The organism is Acidimicrobiales bacterium, from assembly GCA_035294085.1.
In the GTDB taxonomy this organism is placed as follows: Bacteria; Actinomycetota; Acidimicrobiia; order Acidimicrobiales; family Bog-793; genus DATGLP01.
The window spans coordinates 24,656-43,925 of sequence record DATGLP010000007.1 but is presented as its reverse complement, the minus strand read 5'-3'; the positions used below and the strand labels follow the sequence as shown (position 1 = coordinate 43,925).

21 protein-coding genes are annotated in these 19,270 nt (G+C 73.1%); 11 read left to right on the top strand and 10 right to left on the bottom strand.

The genetic code is table 11. The annotated features are described in order from the left end of the window. Nucleotides 1-9: 9 nt before the first annotated feature. From VKV23_02275 to VKV23_02260, 4 genes are all read right to left on the bottom strand, one after another. The gene (locus VKV23_02275; GenBank protein HLI14865.1) at nucleotides 10-1,131 is read right to left on the bottom strand and encodes a bifunctional 2-methylcitrate synthase/citrate synthase; all 1,122 of its coding nucleotides are present in this window, start codon (nucleotides 1,129-1,131) and stop codon (nucleotides 10-12) included. Nucleotide 1,132: 1 nt separating this feature from the next. Further along, nucleotides 1,133-2,041 (bottom strand): methylisocitrate lyase, encoded by a 909-nt coding sequence (gene prpB / locus VKV23_02270; protein ID HLI14864.1) that lies wholly within the window; start codon nucleotides 2,039-2,041, stop codon nucleotides 1,133-1,135. Further along, a complete protein-coding gene (locus VKV23_02265) occupies nucleotides 2,041-3,537 on the bottom strand; it encodes an MmgE/PrpD family protein (GenBank protein HLI14863.1) in 1,497 nt (498 codons plus the stop codon). Before VKV23_02265 ends, prpB begins: the two co-directional genes overlap by 1 nt. Before the next feature lie 159 nt (nucleotides 3,538-3,696). Further along, a complete protein-coding gene (locus tag VKV23_02260; protein ID HLI14862.1) occupies nucleotides 3,697-4,560 on the bottom strand; it encodes a polysaccharide deacetylase family protein in 864 nt (287 codons plus the stop codon). Between the two features lie 147 nt (nucleotides 4,561-4,707). On the opposite strand from VKV23_02260, the gene VKV23_02255 reads away from it, so the two are divergent. Continuing rightward, the gene (locus VKV23_02255) at nucleotides 4,708-4,848 is read left to right on the top strand and encodes a hypothetical protein (protein ID HLI14861.1); all 141 of its coding nucleotides are present in this window, start codon (nucleotides 4,708-4,710) and stop codon (nucleotides 4,846-4,848) included. Between the two features lie 12 nt (nucleotides 4,849-4,860). On the opposite strand, the gene VKV23_02250 is transcribed toward VKV23_02255, so the two are convergent. Further along, entirely contained in the window at nucleotides 4,861-5,016 is a 156-nt protein-coding gene (locus VKV23_02250) for a hypothetical protein (GenBank protein HLI14860.1), read from the bottom strand. 125 nt (nucleotides 5,017-5,141) lie between these two features. On the opposite strand from VKV23_02250, the gene VKV23_02245 reads away from it, so the two are divergent. From VKV23_02245 to VKV23_02200, 10 genes are all read left to right on the top strand, one after another. Continuing rightward, nucleotides 5,142-5,507 (top strand): hypothetical protein, encoded by a 366-nt coding sequence (locus VKV23_02245; GenBank protein HLI14859.1) that lies wholly within the window; start codon nucleotides 5,142-5,144, stop codon nucleotides 5,505-5,507. A 40-nt stretch (nucleotides 5,508-5,547) separates the two neighbouring features. Next, nucleotides 5,548-6,183 (top strand): CDP-alcohol phosphatidyltransferase family protein, encoded by a 636-nt coding sequence (locus VKV23_02240; GenBank protein HLI14858.1) that lies wholly within the window; start codon nucleotides 5,548-5,550, stop codon nucleotides 6,181-6,183. A gap of 31 nt (nucleotides 6,184-6,214) precedes the next feature. Then, on the top strand, nucleotides 6,215-8,707 hold the full coding sequence (locus VKV23_02235) for a sugar phosphate nucleotidyltransferase (GenBank protein HLI14857.1): 2,493 nt from the start codon (nucleotides 6,215-6,217) through the stop codon (nucleotides 8,705-8,707). A gap of 30 nt (nucleotides 8,708-8,737) precedes the next feature. Continuing rightward, nucleotides 8,738-9,127: a glycine cleavage system protein GcvH gene (gene gcvH / locus VKV23_02230; protein ID HLI14856.1), complete on the top strand. Its 390-nt coding sequence runs from the start codon at nucleotides 8,738-8,740 to the stop codon at nucleotides 9,125-9,127. A 48-nt stretch (nucleotides 9,128-9,175) separates the two neighbouring features. Next, nucleotides 9,176-9,646, top strand: a complete 471-nt coding sequence (locus VKV23_02225) for an FHA domain-containing protein (GenBank protein HLI14855.1) — start codon at nucleotides 9,176-9,178, stop codon at nucleotides 9,644-9,646. Continuing rightward, a complete protein-coding gene (locus VKV23_02220) occupies nucleotides 9,643-10,539 on the top strand; it encodes a MerR family transcriptional regulator (protein ID HLI14854.1) in 897 nt (298 codons plus the stop codon). The genes VKV23_02225 and VKV23_02220 overlap by 4 nt, the downstream gene beginning before the upstream one ends. Beyond that, nucleotides 10,536-11,126 carry a phosphoribosyltransferase family protein gene (locus VKV23_02215; GenBank protein ID HLI14853.1) on the top strand — a complete coding sequence of 197 codons (591 nt, stop codon included), beginning with the start codon at nucleotides 10,536-10,538 and terminating at the stop codon, nucleotides 11,124-11,126. The genes VKV23_02220 and VKV23_02215 overlap by 4 nt, the downstream gene beginning before the upstream one ends. Nucleotides 11,127-11,143: 17 nt before the next feature. Continuing rightward, nucleotides 11,144-11,641 carry a bifunctional nuclease family protein gene (locus VKV23_02210; protein HLI14852.1) on the top strand — a complete coding sequence of 166 codons (498 nt, stop codon included), beginning with the start codon at nucleotides 11,144-11,146 and terminating at the stop codon, nucleotides 11,639-11,641. A 113-nt stretch (nucleotides 11,642-11,754) separates the two neighbouring features. Continuing rightward, complete coding sequence (locus VKV23_02205; protein ID HLI14851.1) at nucleotides 11,755-12,225, top strand: MerR family transcriptional regulator; 471 nt, start codon at nucleotides 11,755-11,757, stop codon at nucleotides 12,223-12,225. A gap of 117 nt (nucleotides 12,226-12,342) precedes the next feature. Further along, nucleotides 12,343-12,666 (top strand): hypothetical protein, encoded by a 324-nt coding sequence (locus VKV23_02200; protein ID HLI14850.1) that lies wholly within the window; start codon nucleotides 12,343-12,345, stop codon nucleotides 12,664-12,666. Here VKV23_02200 and VKV23_02195 read toward each other — a convergent pair. The 5 genes from VKV23_02195 to VKV23_02175 are packed head-to-tail and all read right to left on the bottom strand — an operon-like array spanning nucleotide 12,615 to nucleotide 19,211. Then, nucleotides 12,615-13,646: an alpha/beta hydrolase-fold protein gene (locus tag VKV23_02195; protein HLI14849.1), complete on the bottom strand. Its 1,032-nt coding sequence runs from the start codon at nucleotides 13,644-13,646 to the stop codon at nucleotides 12,615-12,617. The genes VKV23_02200 and VKV23_02195 overlap by 52 nt on opposite strands. A gap of 2 nt (nucleotides 13,647-13,648) precedes the next feature. After that, nucleotides 13,649-15,937 carry an MMPL family transporter gene (locus VKV23_02190; protein HLI14848.1) on the bottom strand — a complete coding sequence of 763 codons (2,289 nt, stop codon included), beginning with the start codon at nucleotides 15,935-15,937 and terminating at the stop codon, nucleotides 13,649-13,651. A gap of 18 nt (nucleotides 15,938-15,955) precedes the next feature. Further along, entirely contained in the window at nucleotides 15,956-17,557 is a 1,602-nt protein-coding gene (locus VKV23_02185; protein ID HLI14847.1) for an MDR family MFS transporter, read from the bottom strand. Further along, a complete protein-coding gene (locus VKV23_02180) occupies nucleotides 17,554-18,306 on the bottom strand; it encodes a TetR family transcriptional regulator (protein ID HLI14846.1) in 753 nt (250 codons plus the stop codon). The genes VKV23_02185 and VKV23_02180 overlap by 4 nt, the downstream gene beginning before the upstream one ends. A gap of 56 nt (nucleotides 18,307-18,362) precedes the next feature. Further along, on the bottom strand, nucleotides 18,363-19,211 hold the full coding sequence (locus VKV23_02175; protein ID HLI14845.1) for a sigma-70 family RNA polymerase sigma factor: 849 nt from the start codon (nucleotides 19,209-19,211) through the stop codon (nucleotides 18,363-18,365). Between the last annotated feature and the right edge of the window lie 59 nt (nucleotides 19,212-19,270).

The window sequence follows — 19,270 nt, the reverse complement described above, 5'->3', positions numbered from 1 at the left end:
GAGGGGTCCTCAGCTCGGGACCGAGCGCTCGGCGGGCCCGACGTACGCGCTGAGCGGCCGGATGAGGCTGTTCGCCTCGAGCTGCTCCATGACGTGGGCGGTCCAGCCGGTGATGCGGCTCATGACGAAGATCGGCGTGAATGTCGGGATGTCGAAGCCCATGAGGTAGTAGGCGGGGCCGGTCGGGTAGTCGAGGTTCGGGTGGATCCCCTTCTCGGCGAGCATCGCCGCCTCGAGGTTCTCGTAGAGGGTCCACAGCCTGGTCGCGCCCGCCCTGCGGGCGAGGTCCTCGAAGGCACGCCGCATCGTGGGCACCCTCGAATCCCCGTGCTTGTAGACGCGGTGGCCGAACCCCATGATCTTGCGCCCCTCGGCGAGGGCCTGCTTGAGCCAGGCCTGTGCGGCGGCGGGATCCTCGATCTCGAGGAGCATCGCCATCACCGCCTCGTTGGCGCCACCGTGCAGCGGACCCTTGAGCGCGCCGATGGCACCGGTGACCGCTGAGTAGATGTCGGAGAGGGTCGAGGTGATCACCCGGGCCGTGAAGGTGGACGCGTTGAAGCTGTGCTCGGCGTACAGGACCAGCGACACCTCGAACGCGCGGACTGTCTCGGGATCCGGGACGGCCCCGAAGCACATGTGGAAGAAGTTCTCGGCGAACGACAGCGACGGGTCGGGCGGGATCGGGGCCTCGTCGTGCCGGCGGCGCTGCTCGGCGGCGACGATGGTCGGGAGCTTCGCCCAGAGCGACACCGCCTTCGCGAGGTTGGACTCCCGGGACGCGTCGGCCTCGTTCGGGTCGGTGGCACCGAGGTAGCTCACCGCGGTGCGCAGGACGTCCATCGGGTGGCAGCTTCGCGGCAGCGACGCGAGGACCGTGGCGAGCTCTCCCGGGACGGCGCGCTGCGCGCGCTCGGCCGCCTCCAGCTCTCGGCGGGCCTCGGAGCTGGGGAGGTCGCCGTGCCAGATGAGGTAGGCCACCTCCTCGAAGCTGCACCGCTGCGCGAGCTCCTGCACCGGGTAGCCGCGGTAGAGGAGGGAGTTGGTCGCCTCGTTGACCATCGAGATCGACGTCGTGTCGGCGACCACGCCGACGAGGCCGCGTCGGATCTCCTCGGGCGTTCCGGCCACGTCATCCTCCTTGCTGGTCGAGGGAGAAGTCGAAGACCGACGAGTCGAAGGCGCGGTAGCCCGCGTAGTCGACGAGCTCGTAGAGGCGGGCCCGTGTCTGCATCCGGTCGACGAGGCTGCGCTGGCTGCCCTCCTCCGCCAGCACCCGAAGGCCGTGCTCGGCCGCAGCCATCGCCAGGCGGAGGAGGGTGACCGGGTAGATGACGACGTTGACCCCGAGCTGCGCGAGCCGCCCGGCGTCGAGGAGCGGGGACTTGCCGAACTCGGTCATGTTCGCCAGGATCGGCACGCCGATGGCCCGCCGGAACGCCTCGAACTCGGACTCGTCCGCGAGGGCCTCCGGGAAGATCATGTCCGCGCCGGCGTCGACGTAGGCCTTCGCCCGCTCGATGGCGGCATCGAGGCCTTCGACGGTCCGGGCGTCGGTCCTCGCGCAGATGACGAAGTTCTCGTCGCGCCGGGCGAGGACCGCCGCCTTGATCCGGCGGACCATCTCCTCGGTCGTGACGACCTCCTTGCCGTCGAGATGACCGCAGCGCTTCGGGTTGACCTGGTCCTCGAGGTGGCAGGCGGCAGCCCCGGCCTCCTCGAGCAGCTGCACGGCGCGCGCGACGTTCATCGGCTCGCCGAAGCCCGTGTCGATGTCGACGAACGTCGGGAGGTTCGTCACACGCGCCACCTCGCGGGCACGACCTGCCACCTCGCTCAAGGTCGTGAGGCCGACGTCCGGCAGGCCGAGCGAGGCGGCGACGACCGCCCCGGAGAGGTACACGCCGTCGAAGCCGGACTGCTCGATGAGCATCGCGGCGAGCGCGTTGAAGGCGCCCGGGAAGCGCAGCAGCCTGCCCTCGCGAAGCCCTCGCCGCAGCGCCTCCCGGCGCGCCTCGACCGGGGAGGCCGCGCCGAGCATCAGAACAGCCCCTCGGTGGGCGGGTCGGCTTCGAGCCCCGCGACGGTGAACGTGAGGCCCTCGAGGTCGGCCGCCGGCGCCTCGTAGAGGCGCTCCGCGAGCGCCAGGAAGCGACGTGCCTCCTCGGCGTCCAGGACCTCCTCGGTGAGCGAGGCGAACTTCGCTCGGTACTCCGCTCGGCCGAAGGGCCGTCGGCCGAGCGGGTGCGCGTCGGCCACGGCGAGCTCGTCCTCGAGGGTCGTGCCGTCGTCGAGCTCGACGACGACGCGCCCGCCGAACGCCTGCTCGCTGCCCGCGGCATGGTAGCGGCGGGTCCACTCCGGGTCCTCGACCGTCGAGACCTTGCGCCAGAGGGCGACGGTGGACGGTCGTGCGGCGCGCTCGGGCGCGTAGGACCGCTCGTGGTGCCACGAGCCGTCCTCGAGCGCCACGGCGAAGATGTACATCGCCGAGTGGTCGAGGGTCTCCCGGGAGGCCTGCGGGTCGAACTTCTGCGGGTCGTTCGAGCCCGTGCCGATCACGACGTGGGTGTGGTGGCTCGTGTGGATCGTCACCCTGCGGATCGCGCCGAGGTCGACGATGCGTGCACGCAGGCGCTTCGCGAGGTCGATGAGCGCCTGCGCCTGGTACTCGGCCGCGTACTCCTTCGTGTAGCTCGACAGGATGGCTCGCTTCGGCTCGCCCCGGTCGGGGAGCGGGACGCGGTAGGTCGCGCTCGGGCCATCGAGGAGCCAGGCGATGATCCCGTCCTCGCCCTCGTAGATGGGGGAGGGAGCCCCTTCGCCGCGCATGGCCCGATCGATCGCCTCCACGCCCATCTTCGCGGCGAACGCAGGCGCGTAGGCCTTCCAGGAGGAGATCTCGCCCTTGCGGGACTGGCGGGTGGCGGTCGTCACGTGGAGGGCCTGCTGGATCGCCTGGTAGGTAACCGGGACGTCGAGGTGCAAGAGGGTCCCGAGGCCAGCGGCCACGGAGGGCCCGAGGTGGGCGACGTGGTCGATCTTGTGGGCATGCAGTGAGATGCCCCTCGAGAGGTCGATCTGCACCTCGTAGGCCGTGGCGATGGCGCGCACGAGGTCGCGCCCGGAGCGTCCCCGGTGCTGCGCGACGGCGACGAGCGGCGCGATGTTGTCCCCCGGGTGGGAGTACTCCGCGCCGAGGAAGGTGTCGTGGAAGTCGAGCTCGCGCACGGCCACCGCGTTCGCCCACGCCGCCCACTCCGGCGAGACGCGAAGCGAGCGGGGCAGGCCGTAGACGGTCGAGCCCGGCACGTAGGGGTGCGCCCTCGCCTGGTCGCGGGCGACGGCCACCGGTCGCCGCCGGATCGCCGCGGCCGCGACGCCGGCGTTGTCGATGACGCGGCTGATGACCATCTCCACCACGTCGTCGTCGAGCGCCACGGGGTCGGCTGCGACCTCGGCGAGCTTCCAGGCGAGCTGCGCCTCCCGCTCGAGCCGATCGGCACTCGGGTGGGTGCGGACCTCGTGCTCGATCACTCGCGGCCCTCGGGCGGATGATGGGTCCGGCCCCTCCCGGGCGCCAGGCGCGCGGTCATGGGCGCATCCTTGCAAGAACCACCGCGCTCTGTCGACCGCGCCGCGGCCGTCGGGGCGCCGGGCGATCGAAGGGGGGTCCCCGGTCTGCTCCCAGACGGCCTAGCGCGCCGCGCGCTCGCCCGGCCGGCGCGCGCTCGCCTGGGCCCGGCGGTACCAGCGCCAGGCCCTCGTGCGCCACGGGTCGCGGCGGGGCGCGAGCCGCGCGCCGCGACCGGTGAGCCAGGCGCGGACGGCGTCGAGGGGCGTGTCGTCGTGGACCGTGAGGCGAGCGAGGTTGAAGCGGTCGTCGCCGGCGCTCGACAGGGCCTCGCGCACGCCGCACGCGGCGTGGAAGCCAGCCTGCTCGACGAGGAGGCGCACGGCGCGATCGGAGTAGCCGTGCGGGTACGCGAACGTCCGCACGCGATGCCCGAGCGCGTCCTCGACGAGCTCCTTCGAGAGGGCGATCTCCGCGGCCGCCCGAGCGCGGGAGACGGCATCGAGCTGCGGGTGGGTGTGCGTGTGGGGGCCGACCTCGATGCCGAGGCCCTCGAGCCGGGCGAGGTCGGCGAAGCGCAGCATCGCCGCGCCCTCGTGGCGCGTCGCGGCCGGGCGGGGTGCGCCGACGAGGGCGCCGGTCGTGACGTAGAGGGTCGCCGGGACGTCGCGCGCCACGAGCGCCGGCACCGCCTCGGCGAGGAAGTCCGCGTAGCCGTCGTCGAAGGTCACGACCACGGGTCGCGCCGGTAGGGTGCCCGCGTCGAGGGCGTCGACGAGACCGGACACCGTGAGCGGCGTGCACCCGGCCTCGGCGGCGGCATCGAGGTGCGCGGCGAACGCCTGCGGCGCAACGGTCCAGTGGCGAAGCCACGGGGGTGGCTCGTCGCTGATCGCGTGGTACAGGAGGATCGGGATCGCCGCCGGACCAGCCTGGGCCGTGCGCGCCGTCGCGGGCACTCGCTCGTCTTGTCGCAGGCGCTGCACCCTCGCCCCTCCCTGGCTGGGGGCACACCCCGGCCGCGCCGATTCTCACCCGGCTGGTCGAGCGGAACATCATCTCGGCGCTGGACCTTCCTACCGCGGGCGCGGGACGCGCGTGCCGAGCGTCGGCGTGGTTGAATCGTTGGCTCGATGAGCCAGCAGACGAACTCTCCGACGATCTGGCGCTGCGCCGCGTGCGGCGCGCTCGTCCACCCAGCCGACGAGCGGGCCGCGATCGCGTGGTGCAGCCGCTGCGGACGTGCCCAGGAGGCACGCCGCGACGGCCCGTAGGAGTGGGCCCGCCTAGCCCGGCGCGTGGCCGCCGTGCGGCTGCGCGGGCGCGCGCACCCAGGCCCAGGCTTCGGCCAGCTTGAGGATCGTGTCGCTCGTCGCTCCCTGCTCGAGGTGCTGGATCAGCCGCTCGCTGATCGCCTCGAGCAGCGCCTCTTGGTCCGCCATCCCACCTCCTCCCCGGCTCGCCGGTCCGCGGCAGGCTACCCGGACGCGAGACCGCCGCTCGGGCGCGACGAAGGTCGCCCGAGCGGCGCCCGCCGAGGGGTCGAGCTCGGCCTAGACTTCCCGGCGTGCGGGATCCGACGAAGCGCTTCGGCCGCTACCTGCAGCGCTGGTGGGACGCCCAGCTCCAGGCGGCCGACGACGGCGGGCCGCTGCGGGGACGCGATGTCGAGGCGCTCGCCAGCGAGTTTCGTCGCGCGGCCCAGTTCGAGGTGGCGCAGGCCGCCTTCCTCCACCGGCGCCCCGACGCAGCGACCGCCGCAGCCGTCGTGGGCCGGCTCCAGCCACCGCCGAGCGAGGGGGAGGCCGCCGTGCTCACGGAGGCGCTCGTGCGCGCCGGGTCGAGCGCCCAGCGGGTGCGCACCGTGACGACGGCGGGCGCGCTCGTGACCGTCCTGGCGCTCGTGCTCCGCAACGTGCTGCGCGGACGCTAGGCGGACGAGCCGCAGGGCGGCCGCACCCTAGACTGCCGCCGTGGCGGCGGGTTCGTTCGAGGCTCGGGCGCGCAGGATCGCCACGCTGCCCAACGGGCTGACGGTGGCCCGCCTGGCCATCCTCGGGGCGGCCCTCGCGGCCCTCTTCGCGGCCCACAGCCGCGTCGTTGCGGTGGCGCTCCTCGCGGCCGCCGGCGGCACCGACTTCCTCGACGGCTACCTCGCCCGCCGCTTCGACCAGGTGAGCGAGCTCGGCAAGGTGCTCGACCCGAGCGTCGATCGCGCCGTCATCGCTGCCTCCGTCGTCGCCATCACCGTCTACGGCGCGTCGCCGCCGTGGCTCGCCGGGGTGGTCTTCGGACGCGAGGCCGTCGTCGCGCTCGCCGCGCTCGCCCTCGCCGCCAGGGGAGCGCCGCGCATCGACGTGCTCTTCGTCGGCAAGGCGGGCACGTTCGGGCTGATGTGCGCGTTCCCGCTCCTCCTGCTCGGTGACGCCCCCGGCGCCGCCGCCCACGCGCTCGCCGAGGCGGGGTGGGTCCTCGTCTGGCCGGCCCTCGCGTGCTCCGCGCTCGCTGCGCTCGCCTACGTGCCGCGGGCGCGGCGCGCCCTCGTGCTGGCGCGGGCCGGCCGGCCGCTAGGTTCGGCTGCGAGGAACGTTCGAGCCTGCTCTCCGTGAGCTGGCACGGGCCCGTCGGGAGGAGGTGCGGATGAAGGCGGTCATCATGGCCGGTGGGGAGGGCACGCGCCTGCGCCCGCTGACGACGAGCCAGCCGAAGCCGATGCTCCCGATGGCGAACCGGCCGATGGCCGAGCACATCGTGGCGCTGCTGCGGGCGCACGGCTTCGACGAGATCGTCATGACGGTCGCCTTCCTCGCCAACACCATCCGCACCTACTTCGGGGACGGCTCGGAGTTCGGCGTGCGCATCAGCTACGCCACCGAGCAGACGCCGCTCGGCACCGCCGGCTCGGTCCTCAACGCCCGAGAGGTGCTCGACGACCGCTTCCTCGTCATCTCGGGCGACGTCCTCACCGACATCGACCTCACCGAGCTCGTCGCCTTCCACGAGCGCAGCGGCGCGGTCGCCACGCTCGCGCTCAAGTCGATGGAGAACCCGCTCGAGTTCGGCATCGTCATCACCGACGAGAAGGGGCGCATCGAGCGCTTCCTCGAGAAGCCCGGCTGGGGCCAGGTGTTCTCCGACACGATCAACACCGGGATCTACGTCCTCGAGCCCGAGGTCCTCGACTTCATCGCGCCGGGGCGTCCCGTCGACTTCTCGGCGGAGGTCTTCCCGCTCCTGCTCGGGGCGGGGCGCCCGATCTACGGCTGTCGGACGGAGCGCTACTGGGAGGACGTCGGCACCCTGGAGGCCTACCTCCGGGCCCACGAGGACGTGCTCGACGGCAAGGTCGCACTCGGCATCGAGGGCTTCCCCCTCCGCCCCGGCGTGTGGGTCGGGACGGGCGCGGAGGTCGACCCGACGGCCACGATCGTCGGCCCGGCGCTCATCGGGGACAACTGCCGCGTCGGGCCGGGCGCGCGCGTCGGCGCCTACAGCGTCCTCGGCGCCAACGTCCGAGTCGGCGACGGGGCGGAGATCGAGCGCTCCGTCGTCCACGACAACTGCTACGTCGGCGCCGGCTCGATGCTCCGGGGGGTCGTCGTGGGGCGTTCGAGCGAGCTGCGCCAGGGGGTGCACATCGAGGAGGGTGCGGTCATCGGCGACCACTGTCGGATCGGTCGCCAGGCGGTCGTCACGCCGGGGGTGAAGATCTACCCGCACAAGCTCGTCGAGGCGAACGCGACCGTCACCTCGTCGATCATCTGGGAGTCGCGAGCGAGCCGCGCCCTGTTCGGTCGGCTCGGCCTCGTCGGCCTGGCCAACGTCGACCTGTCGCCCGAGCTCGCGGTGCGGGTGGCCCTCGCCTACGCCTCGATGCTGCCGAAGGGGGCGACGGTGACGACCTCGCGCGACTCGTCGCGCGCGGCGCGCGTCCTCAAGCGCGCCGCGATGGTGGGGCTCAACGCGGCGGGTCTCAACGTCGAGGACCTGGAGGCGGCGAGCATGCCGGTCACCCGGTTCCACGTGCGGACCGGCTCCAGCCAGGGCGGTGTCAGCGTGCGGCTCGTCGCCGACGACCCCCAGTCCGTCGTGATCCGCTTCCTCGACGCCCAGGGCCTGGACATCGACGAGGCGACACAGCGCAAGATCGAGCGGATCTTCTACCGGGAGGAGGCCCGGCGGGTGCTGGCCGGAGAGATCGGGGACATCGACTTCCCGCCGCGCACGGTCGAGCTGTACACCGCGAGCCTGCTCGCCGACGTCGACGCGGAGGCCATCCGCCGAGCGCGCTTCAAGCTGGTCCTCGACTACGCCTACGGGACGTCGAGCCTCGTCATGCCGAGCGTGCTCGCCAAGCTCGGCGCCGAGGTCCTGGCGGTGAATCCCCTCGTGTCGACCGAGGGCCTGCTCGGCTTCGAGCGCTGGGCGCACGCCGAGCGGCTCGCCGAGCTGGTCCGCTCGTCGGGCGCCCACCTCGGTGCGGTGATCGGTGCGGACGGCGAGCAGCTCACCCTCGTCGACGACTCGGGCCGGGTGCTGCGCGACGCCGAGGCCCTCCTCGGCTTCGCCCGGCTCGTCGGCTCCTCGATCACCGGCGCGAAGCTCGCCGTACCCGTGAACGCCACCTGGCGGCTCAACGAGCTGTGCGCCGACCTCGGGGCGGAGGTGGTCTGGACCAAGCTCGGCACCTCCAACCTGCTCGAGCTCGCCGCCACGACGGACGCCGACCTCGCCGCCGACACCGCCGGCGGGTTCGCCTTCCCGTGCTTCCTCCCCGCCCTCGACGCGGTCGCCGCGCTCGTCCACCTCCTCGAGCTCCTGGCGCGCAGCGACGTGCGCCTGTCCGACGTGGTGGCCTGCCTGCCGCCGGTGTGGATCGTGGAGGAGGACGTGCACACGCCCTTCGACCACAAGGGCAGCGTCATGCGCGCCGTCCTCGAGCAGGCCCGGGGCGACGACGTGGTGCTCGTCGACGGCGTGAAGGTCATCGACGCGGCCGGCTGGACGCTCGTCGTCCCCGATCCCGAGGAGCCCCTCACCCACGTCTTCGCCGAGGGCGACAGTGCGGACGCCGCCAGGGCGCGTGCCGGACGGGCCGTCGCGGCGATCGAGGCCCTCCTCGGCGAGCTGTGACCCCGTCTCGCGCCGGCGCGGCTGGCTACCATGTCGCCCGTGGACGTGCCCGAGCACCTGCGCTACACGAGCGACCACGAGTGGGTCGAGATCGACGGGCGCCGCGCCCGCGTCGGGATCACCGACTTCGCGCAGGAGGCGCTCGGTGACGTCGTCTTCGTCGAGCTCCCCGCCGTCGGCACCCGCGTGGAGAAGGGCGCGATGCTCGGCGAGGTCGAGTCGACGAAGTCGGTCTCCGAGGTCTACGCGCCGGTCTCGGGCGTCGTCGTCGAGGTCAACCACGCCCTGTCGGAGGCGCCCGAGCAGCTGAACCGCGACCCCTACGGGGAGGGGTGGCTGTGCGTCCTCGAGGCGAGCGACCCGGCCGAGGCCGACGACCTCCTCGGCGCCGCGGCCTACGTCGCCCTCACGACCTCCTGAGGGCTTCCTCCGGGGCGCGCCGCGAGGCGACCGGCTACCGTTGTCGCCGTGTTCTGTCACAACTGCGGGCACCGCAACCCCCCGGGCGTGAACTTCTGCTCGTCCTGCGGTGCCGCGCTCGCAGCGACGACGGACACCACCGTGACGTTCGTCCCCGAGGACGCGCTCGGCGAGCTCGGCGAGGAGGAGGTCGGGCTGAACGTCGGCGAGCTGGCCGAGGGAGCCGGCCTGCTCGTCGTCAAGCGCGGGCCGGCGACCGGGGCCCGCTTCGTGCTCGACAAGGACGTCACGCGCGCCGGTCGGCATCCCGACAGCGACATCTTCCTCGACGACATCACGGTGTCTCGTCGCCACGCCGAGTTCCTGCGGGAGCCCGGTGCCTACCGGGTCCGGGACGTCGGCTCGCTGAACGGCACCTACGTCAACCGCGAGCGGATCGACGACGCCGTCCTCTCGAGTGGGGACGAGGTCCAGATCGGCAAGTTCAAGCTGCTCTTCCTGGCGCCGCGCACCGCATGAGGCGGCCGCAGCACACGCCCGAGGGTCGCGACCACCTCTCGATCCGAGAGGTGCTCGACCTGCTGGCGCAGGAGTTCCCGGACATCACGATCTCGAAGATCCGCTTCCTCGAGAGCCGTGGGCTCATCCACCCGGAGCGGACGCCGTCGGGCTACCGGAAGTTCTACGAGGCCGACGTCGAGCGCCTCGCGTGGATCCTGCGCCAGCAGCGCGAGCACTTCCTCCCCCTCAAGGTGATCAAGGGCCGCCTCGAGCAGGGGGGGGAGCTCGCCTTCGTGGCCGGCCGGCTGTTCGAGACCGAAGCGGCCACCGCCGGGCCCGACGCGCCCGCGGGGCGCCGCGCGCCGGCGGGAGACGCCGCTCGTGCGCCACGTCGCAACGGCACCGTGCGCGAGGAGGCCTCCTCGCGCACGCGAGACCCCGAGGGGCAGGGGGGCGCCGCCGGCCACGGGCCGGAGCCCTCCGCGTCGGCGCCGGGCAGGTCGGCGACGAGCGGGGCGCCGGAGGAGGGGAGCGCGAGCCTCACCGCGGACGAGCTCGCCGAGGCCGCAGGCGCCGACCGGAGCCTCGTCACGGAGCTGGAGAGCTTCGGACTGATCGCCGGGCGGGACATCGCCGGGGTTCGCTGCTTCGGCGCGGACGCGCTCGCCGTCGCGCGCCTCGCGGCGGCATTCCGACGCTACGGGATCGAGGCGCGCCACCTGCGGGCGCTCAAGCACGCGGCCGAGCGGCAGGCGAGCCTCATCGGCCAGGTCGTGCTGCCCCTGCTGCGCCAGCGCAACCCTGAGTCGCGCCGGCGCGCCCTCGCCGAGGCGGACGAGCTCGCCTCGCTCGCGATCGAGCTCGAGGGCGTCTTCCTGCGCCGGGCCCTCGGCCAGGTCACCGGCGGGTGAGCGGACAGGTCGAGCGCTTCCTCTCCGGGGCCGAGCTCGCCGCCGTCACCGCGCGTCTCGGTGCCGAGATCTCGGCGGACCACCCTGACGGCGTCACCGTGATCGGGGTCCTGAACGGGAGCCTCTGCTTCCTCGCCGACCTCGTCCGCGCCCTGCGCGTGCCCTGCGAGGTCGACTTCCTCGCCGTGACCTCCTTCGCCACGGGTGCGCCGCGCGCGCGTCTGCTCAAGGATCTCGACCTCGACCTCGCGGGACGCGACGTCGTCCTCGTGGAGCACGTCGTCGACACGGGCCTGACGACGAGCTTCCTCGTCGGGCTCCTGCGCCAGCGCGGACCGCGCTCGCTGCGGGTCTGCGCGCTCCTCGAGCGGCCCTCGCGCCGCATCGTTCCCGTGGAGCTCGCCTACGTCGGCGCCACGGCGCCGGAGGACTTCCTCGTCGGCTACGGCTTCGACCTCGCTGGCCGGCTGCGGAACCTGGACGCGATCTACGCGCTCCGCTCCGCGCCCGAGCAGGACGAGCTCGAGGCGCTCGAGGCTGCGCTCTTCCCTGGCGTCGCGGGACACGCGAGGGCGCCCAAGCGGTAAGTTCGAGCACTGTGGAGGTGCACCTCGCCGCTGTCCGTGTCGATCTGCAGTCCAACACGCCAGTCGTCCTGCTGCAGGAGGCCGAGGGCCCGCGCTCGCTGCCCATCTTCATCGGCGCGCCGGAGGCGACGGCCATCGCCTTCGCGCTCCAGGGCATCGACGTACCTCGACCGATGACGCACGACCTCATGAAGAACCTCCTCGAGGCGCTCGGCGCGAGCGTCGAGAGCGTCGTCGTCACCGAGCTTCGCGAGTCGACGTTCTTCGCCGAGATCCACCTCCAGGTGGGCTCGCGCTCCGTCGAGGTCTCCTCGCGCCCGTCCGACGCGATCGCGCTCGCCGTGCGCACGAACGCCCGGCTGTACGTCGCGGACGAGCTGATGGACGCTGCCGGTGTGATCATCGAGACCGACGACGAGGAGCCCGACGAGGAGACCAGCCCCCCGGCGGAGGAGATCGTCGGCGAGTTCCGGGCGTTCCTTGAGGAGGTCCGTCCGGAGGACTTCACGGAGTAGCCGGCCGTCGTTGACCGCCGTCGCGGGCTGCCGTAACGTCGTTACACGGGCGTAGTTACGCTCTCGTGACCGGTAGCCAGCAGGGCCGCCGGCCGACCGTGGAGGGACGTGCGTTGGCGACCACCGCCGAGACCGGCTACCGGGGCCCACAGGTCTGCAAGATCGTCGGCATCACCTACCGGCAGCTCGACTACTGGGCCCGGACGGGGCTGCTGCGCCCGTCGCTCGCAGACGCTCGGGGCAGCGGCACGCAGCGCCGCTACTCGTTCCGTGACGTCGTCGAGCTGAAGGTGATCAAGCAGCTCCTCGACGCCGGGGTGAAGCTGCAGCAGGCGAGGCGAGCCGTCGCGTGCCTGCGCGACGCCGGCGAGGACATCGCCTCAGCGAACCTCGTCCTCGCGGGCGAGGGCTACGTGCTCGCCCGGACCGGCGAGGAGATCGTCGACCTGCTGCGCGGCCGGCAGGGCGTCCTGAACATCGTCCCCCTCGGCGGCCTCGTCGACGAGGTCGAGGCCGCGATCCGCCGCATCGGCGACGCTGCGGTCGCCGGCGCCGGGACGGACGCTCTCGCGCAGGAGGGCTAGGCGACCCTGCCGGAGACGGGCGCGCGCACGGCCCGAGCGGTCGCCTTCGCGCACGACTCGGAGCGCCAGCTCGCCGCGCTCCTCGACTTCTACGGCGTCGCGTGGGAGTACGAGCCGGTGACCTTCGTCCTCGCCTGGGACAGCGCAGGCCGGCCGACCGCGGCCTTCCGCCCCGACTTCTACCTTCCCGAACACGACCTCTTCCTCGAGCTCACGACCCTGCGCCAGGACCTCGTGACCCGGAAGAACCGCAAGGTGCGCCGGCTGCGCGAGCTCCACCCGGACGTGCGCGTCAAGCTCCTCTACCGGCGCGACTTCGATCGGCTCATGGCGCGCGACGGCAGGCCCACGAGCCTCGCGCCCGCGCCCGCCGTCGAGCGCGAGCCCGCTCAGGCCTCGGGGCGCATCGCCTCGGCGAGGTACGCCGCGGCGAGCGGGTAGCGGTGGTCGATGCCGCTGTGGGTCCCCTCGAAGAGCTCGAAGGCGACGTCCTCCACGCCGATTAACCGCAGCTCGTCGACGAGCGCCTCCGCCCCGAGGTCGAGTCCGTAGTCGTCGGCCCGCCCGGCGTCGATCCAGATCGCCCGCGCGCCGCGCAGCGCCTCGGCGTGCCCCCGCACCATGCGCACCGGGTCCCAGGCCAACCACCGCTCCCACACCTCGGCGCGCAGCCGCCCGGTGGCCGGATCGAAGGGCAGCTCGACGCCGCCGTCGGGCGCCGGCGAGAAGCAGGCCGCCACCGCGTAGCACGAGACGAGGACGTGGTCGTAGGGCCGCCGCTCGAGCGGCCGCGCGGCGAGGTCGGCGAAGAAGGCGTCGTAGGAGCGGTCGTAGTGGTCTCGCAGCGCGCGGTACGCGTCGCGGATCTCGGGGAGGTAGCAGTGCTCGTACCCGGCATCTCCAGCGTGCGACGCGAACGCGCCGAAGACGTCGGGCCGGGTCATGGCGTTCACCATGGCCCCGAAGCCGCCGCTCGACTTGCCCTGCAGGGCCCGGTGGCGGGGCGAGGCCAGGGTACGGTAGGCGGCGTCGACGAACCCGACGACGTCCTCGCACAGGTAGGTGGCGTAGTTCCCGGTGGCGGGGGAGTCGACGAACTGGCTCCCGCCGAGGGCCGTGAAGGCGTCGACGTAGACGACGATGCACGGCGGCGCACCGCCGGCGAACACGGCGTCGAGCGCCTCGGGCGTCGCGGGGGAGAACGGTCCAGGCCGCAGCGCCCAGCGCGTCACGTAGCCGCCGAAGCCCTGCAGGACGTAGATCGTGGGGTAGCGGCGGTCCGGCTCGTCGTCGTAGCCGGGTGGGAGGTAGACCCACAGCGGGCGGCGCGTCGGGTCGCCGAGGGGGTTCCCGGCGAGCGCCGGGCTGTCGATCTCACGCGCCTCGATGCGCCCGGCGAGCTCGAGATCCCAGGGTCGCATGCTCAGGTGCCGGCCTCGTCGACGGCCCGGTGCAGGCGCGACGGCCACCAGTTGGCCCGGCCGAGGAGGGTCACGGTGGCCGGGACGAGCAGCGTGCGCACGACGAAGGTGTCCATGAGGACGCCGATCGCCAGCCCGAAGCCGATGGCCTCGATCTGCGCGCCGCCCGGCCCGGATCGCCCGGCGACGCCGAGCACGGCGAAGGTGCCGGCGAGCACGAGGCCGGCTGACGTGATCGTCGGACCCGTGCGAGCCACGGCCTGGGCGACGGCGCTCGAGAGCCCGCGCCGCCGGGCCTCCTCGCGAATGCGCGTCATGACGAGGATGTTGTAGTCCTCGCCGAGGGCGAGGAGGAAGATGAACATGAGGAAGGGCAGCACGAAGGTGAGGCCCGCGTCGCCCCGCAGGTCGATGAAGATGATGCTCGACAGTCCGAGCGCGGCGAGGTAGGAGAGGGCGACCGACACGATGAGGTAGAAGGGCGCGACCGCGCTGCGCAGCACGAGGGCGAGGAGGATCCCGATCGCGAGGATCGCGATCGGGATGATGTGGACGAGGTCCCGGTCCGAGGTCGCGGCGACGTCCGCGAGGGCGGCCGCGACGCCCGCCACCCCGCTCGCCGTGGCGCCTGCCGCGCGCGCCGCGGCGGCGGTCGCGGCGCGCACGGCCGGGACGGCGTGCAGCGCGGCCGTCGACTGCGGATCGCCTGCGGCGAGGCTCGCCTCGAACTGCACCGTGCGGCCGTCGGCAGAGACGAAGAGCGCCGTGGCGCGATACGCGTTGTAGAGGGCGACGGGGATCGAGCGCGCCGAGCGAGGGGGTAGCTCAGGGAGGGCGCCCGGCGGGCCGAGGAGCTCGTGGAGGCGGGCGTAGGTGGCGGCGGGGATCGGGTCGCCGGTCGGGTCGAGCGGCGCGTCGAGCGTCGAGAACTGACCGGAGTCACGCAGCACGCGTTCGGCGACGGCGAGTGAGCGCGGGTGGTCCCACACCGGCGTGGCGAAGCGCAGGATGAGGTTCGTCGGGTTGGCGCTCGCCTCCGGGAAGTACCGGGCGATGAGCGCGTTGCCGATCGCGGCGTCGCTGCCGGCCGGGGCACCGACCGCGCCGCCGAAGCCACCTGAGCGGTAGGAGAGGGCGCCGAGCGCGAGCCCCCCGAAGGCGAGGACGCCGGTCGCGAGCGCCCACGCCGGCCGACGCAGCACGCGACGCGCGACGGTGCCCCACCACGGCTCGCCCCGCTCGCCGGGGTCGACGCGCGAGGGCCAGAAGGCCGCCCGGCCGAGCAGTGCGAGCAGGGCGGGGAGGAGGGTGAGGCCGGCCGCCAGCATCACGCCGATGCCGACGGCGAGGGGGATGCCGAGGTCCTTGTAGATGCCGAAGGTCGCGAGCAGGAGGCTGAGCAGCGCGAAGATCACCGTCGCGGCCGACGCGGTGATCGACTCGCCGACGCGCTCGACGGCGTGCGCAACCGCCTCCCGACGAGGCCGACCGCCGCGCAGCTCCTCACGTACGCGAAAGACGAGGAACAGCCCGTAGTCGGTGCCGGCACCGAGCACGAGGACGATGAGCAGGAGCTGGGTGATCTCCGAGATCTGCAGGCCGTGCGCGCCGAGCTCGCCGATGACGCGGTCCGCGACCACCAGCGCGAGGCCCGCCGGGAGCAAGGTCACGAGCGGCGCGAGGAGCGAGCGGAAGATGACGAGGAGCAGGACGACGATGAAGACGACGGAGAGCACCTGGGTGCGGTTGCCGGCCGCGATGGAGCGCTCCTGGTTGGCCACGTTGGAGGCGACCGGCCCGGCGACGTGGAGCTCGAGCCCCGGCGGCGGGTGGATCGCACGGAAGGTGCGCTCGAGGCCGTCGATGAGCCGCTTCTCGCCGCTGATGTCGACCTGGTTGATGTGGGCGTTGACGAACAGCTGGGCGGCGTGGCCGTCGGGGGAGACGCCGAGCGCGCGCGCCGCGACGACCTCGGGGAGCCGACGCGCCGCGACGACCTCGCGCGCCAGCGCAGCGGCGTCCGCCACGCCGAGCCGAGCGCCGCGGCGCACGGCGACCACGATGACCTGGCTGTAGTGGTTCTGGTCGCCGAGGAGTGGAATGGCGAGGTTGGCCGCGACCGTGCTCGGCGCGTTCGCCGGCAGGAACTGGCTGTTGGAGTTGTTGACCTCGCTGCCGAGGCTCGGCAGCGCCCGCGAGCACACCAGCGCCGCGGCGAGCCAGGCGAGCAGGATCACCCAGCGGAATCGGACGGTGGCCCTGCCGAGCGAGGCGAAGATCCGGTCGGTCACCGGGGGAGGCGGCGCGCGTCAGCCGAGCTCGGCGGCCGCCGTCGCGCTCGGCACCTCGACGCGACCCGGCGACTCCTCCGACGGCGGGGCCGTCCAGCTGCGGCGCAGCTCGACGTGGGGGATGAGCCAGGAACCGACGAAGGCGAGCGCGGCGATCGGGACGGCGACGACGAACACCTCCTCGATCGAGCCCGCGTAGGCGGTGACCACCCCGTGGCGCACGCCGGGCGGGAGCGTCCGCAGGAGCCCCGGGGTGATCTGGGCGGTGGCGAGCTGATGGGTGACCGGGAGGCCGCGCAGCGCACGCGCGAGGCGAGCGACGAGGGTGTTGGCGAACACGGCGCCGAAGACCGCCGTCCCGAAGCAGCCGCCGATCGAACGGAAGAAGGTCGCTGCGGAGGTGGCGACGCCGAGGTCGCGGTGCGCCACGGCGTTCTGCACGACGATGACGAGGACCTGCATCACCGCCCCGAGCCCCATCCCGAGGACGACCATGAAGAGCGTCTCCTCGAGGGTGCTCGTCGTCGGCGAGTAGCGCGAGACGAGGTACAGCCCGAGCGACATCACGGCGGTGCCCGCGATCGGGAAGAACCGGTACCGGCCCGTCCGGCTGATCACCTGGCCCGCGAGGATCGACACCGACAGCACGCCGGCCATCAACGGGAGCAGGCGGATGCCCGACGCGGTCGGGCTCACCCCTCGCACGACCTGGAAGAAGATCGGCAGGAAGACGATCGCACCGAACATGGCGAAGCCGACGATGAAGCTGATGAGGTTCGCCACCGCGAAGGTCTGGTTGCCGAAGAGGTGGAGCGGCAGCACGGGCTCGCGCGAGCGGCGCTCGGCGAGGAGGAACGCGGCGAGCAGCGCCGCGCCGAGCACACCGAGGAGGTAGATGGGCGCCGAGGACCACGGGTAGGTGACGCCGCCGAGGCTCGTGAGCAGGACGAAGGCGGTCGTCGCGAGGGCGAGGAGCCCGGCGCCGAGGTAGTCGATCACGTGCTCGACGCGCCCGAGGTGGCCGGGGACGGCGCTCGCGACCACCACGAGCGCGGCGAGGCCGACGGGGACGTTGATGTAGAAGATCCACCGCCAGGACAGGTCGTCGACGAACACCCCCCCGAGCAGCGGCCCGACGATGCTCGCGACGCCGAAGACCGCGCCGAACAGCCCCTGGTAGCGGCCTCGGTCGCGCGGCGGCACGACGTCCCCGACGATGGCCTGCGCCCCGACCATGAGGCCGCCCGCGCCGAGCCCCTGGAGCGCGCGGAAGACGATGAGCTCGAGCAGGCTCGTGCTCAGCCCCGACAGCGCGGAGCCGATCAGGAAGAGGACGATCGCGGCCTGGAAGAAGACCTTCCGGCCGTAGAGGTCACCGAGCTTGCCCCACAGCGGCGTCGACGCGGTCGAGGCGAGGAGGTAGGCGGTGACGACCCACGCGATGTGGGCCGCGCCGTTCAGGTCGCCGACGATGGTCGGCAGCGCGGTGGAGACGATGGTCTGGTCCAGCGCGGCGAGGAGCATGCCGAGCATGAGGGCGCCGATGATGACGAGGATCCGCCGGTGCGTGAGCTCACCGCCCGTCGGGCGGACCGCGCTGCCAACGCCGCGAGCGCTCATCGCGTCGCCTCCCTCGACGCCGGTGCCGGCGAGGCGAGCTGCGCACGGCGCGCACCCCGGCCTCGTTGCGCCGCACGCGCCCGCCCGGCGCGCCCGTGGTCGGCGAGGCCCGCCGCGAGGAGGTCGAAGGCGGCCTCGACGACCTGGCGGATCGGCACCCGCCCGCCGGTCCTGCCCCAGAACATGACCGCCGCCCGCGTCGCCCCGGTCGCGGCGAGGACCGCCACGGCTGGGTAGGGGTCCGCCTCGGGGTCGACGCCGAGACGGCTGGCGAGCGCCGAGGTCAGGATCCGCTCGACCGCGGCGCCGTGCGCGGCGAGCGCGGCCCGGAGTACCGGTTCGCTGTTGACGAGCTGGCAGCGGTGCAGCCAGGCGGGCCGCCCGGGGCCGAACGCTTCGGCCTCGCGCTCGCGCCGGTCGATCGCCGAGAGCATCGTCGCGCGCAGCGCCTCGAGCGGCGGCAGCTCGTCCGGCTGGGCGAGCAGGTCCGCGCGCAGCGCCTCGAGCTCCTCGGGCCCCTCGCCGATGATGGCCGCCTCCTTCGAGGGGAAGTAGTTGAAGAAGGTCCGTGTCGACACGTCGGCCGCCGCCGCGATGTCCTCCACGGTGACGTGCGAGAAGCCGCGCTGCGCGACGAGCTCGAGCGCTGCGAGCACCAGCGCCTGGCGGGTCGCGAGCTTCTTTCGATCCCTCCGGCCGGCGTGCTCGGGGCGGGGCGCGGCCGGGCCGCTGAGCGCTTCCGTGGTCATTACACGCACTATAACCTTGCACGGAGCGCAAGATCGCGCTCCGGCGCCCCGGCGGCTCAGCTGCAGCGGCTCGGCGTCGGGTTCGTCGGCGCGGCGAGGACCTTTCGCAGCGTCTCGATGGCGCTCGCCTCGATCTGGCAGACCCGCGAGTTGCTGACGCCGAGGAGCCGGCCGATCTGCGCCTGGGTGAGGCCGCCGAGGAAGTGGAGGAGGACCACCGTGCGCTGGCGCTCGGGGAGGCTCGTGACGGCCCGGCGGATCTCGGCGATCTGCTCGGCGGCAAGCAGCTGCGGCTCCGGCTCGCTCTCCGCGTCCGCGGTGATGAGGTCGATGAGCGCCTGCGGCTCCTCGGCGTCGGGGTCGCCCGCGGCGTGCTCGAGGTGGAGCAGCTGCGAGGCCTGGACGTCGCGCAGGAGCTCGGCGCCGGCGTCGGCGTCGACGCCCATTCCCTCCAGCACCTCTGCCGCGTCCGGCACCCGGCCGAGCTCGCTCGACAGCGCCTCCATCGTGACGCGGTAGGTGACGACCCGCCGACGGGCCGCACGCGTCAGCCAGTCCAGTCGGCGTAGTTCGTCGAATATCGCACCGCGGATTCGCTGGATGGCGTAGGCGGGGAAATGGCTCGCGTCGGAGCCTTCCGTCCAGCGATCGATCGCCTCGAGGAGGCCGAGAAGGCCGAAGCCGGCGAGGTCCTCCTTGTCCCAATAGTTCCGAACGTGAGCCGGAAGGCGCCGAACGGTCGTGTGGACGAGGGGCTCGTAGGCCAGCGCGAGCTCGTTGCGAGCGGACCGATCGCGGCGCTCCCAGAAGCGGCGCCAGAGGTCGGTGCAGTCTGGAGCGCTGCCTGTCCGCAGCGAGGGCAGAGAGCCGCTGCGAGCACCGGAACGTGCTGCTCCGCTCCTCACCATGTACCTCGCCTCACTCCGGGCGCCCGCATCGCGCTGGCTCCCCGTCGAAACCTCAG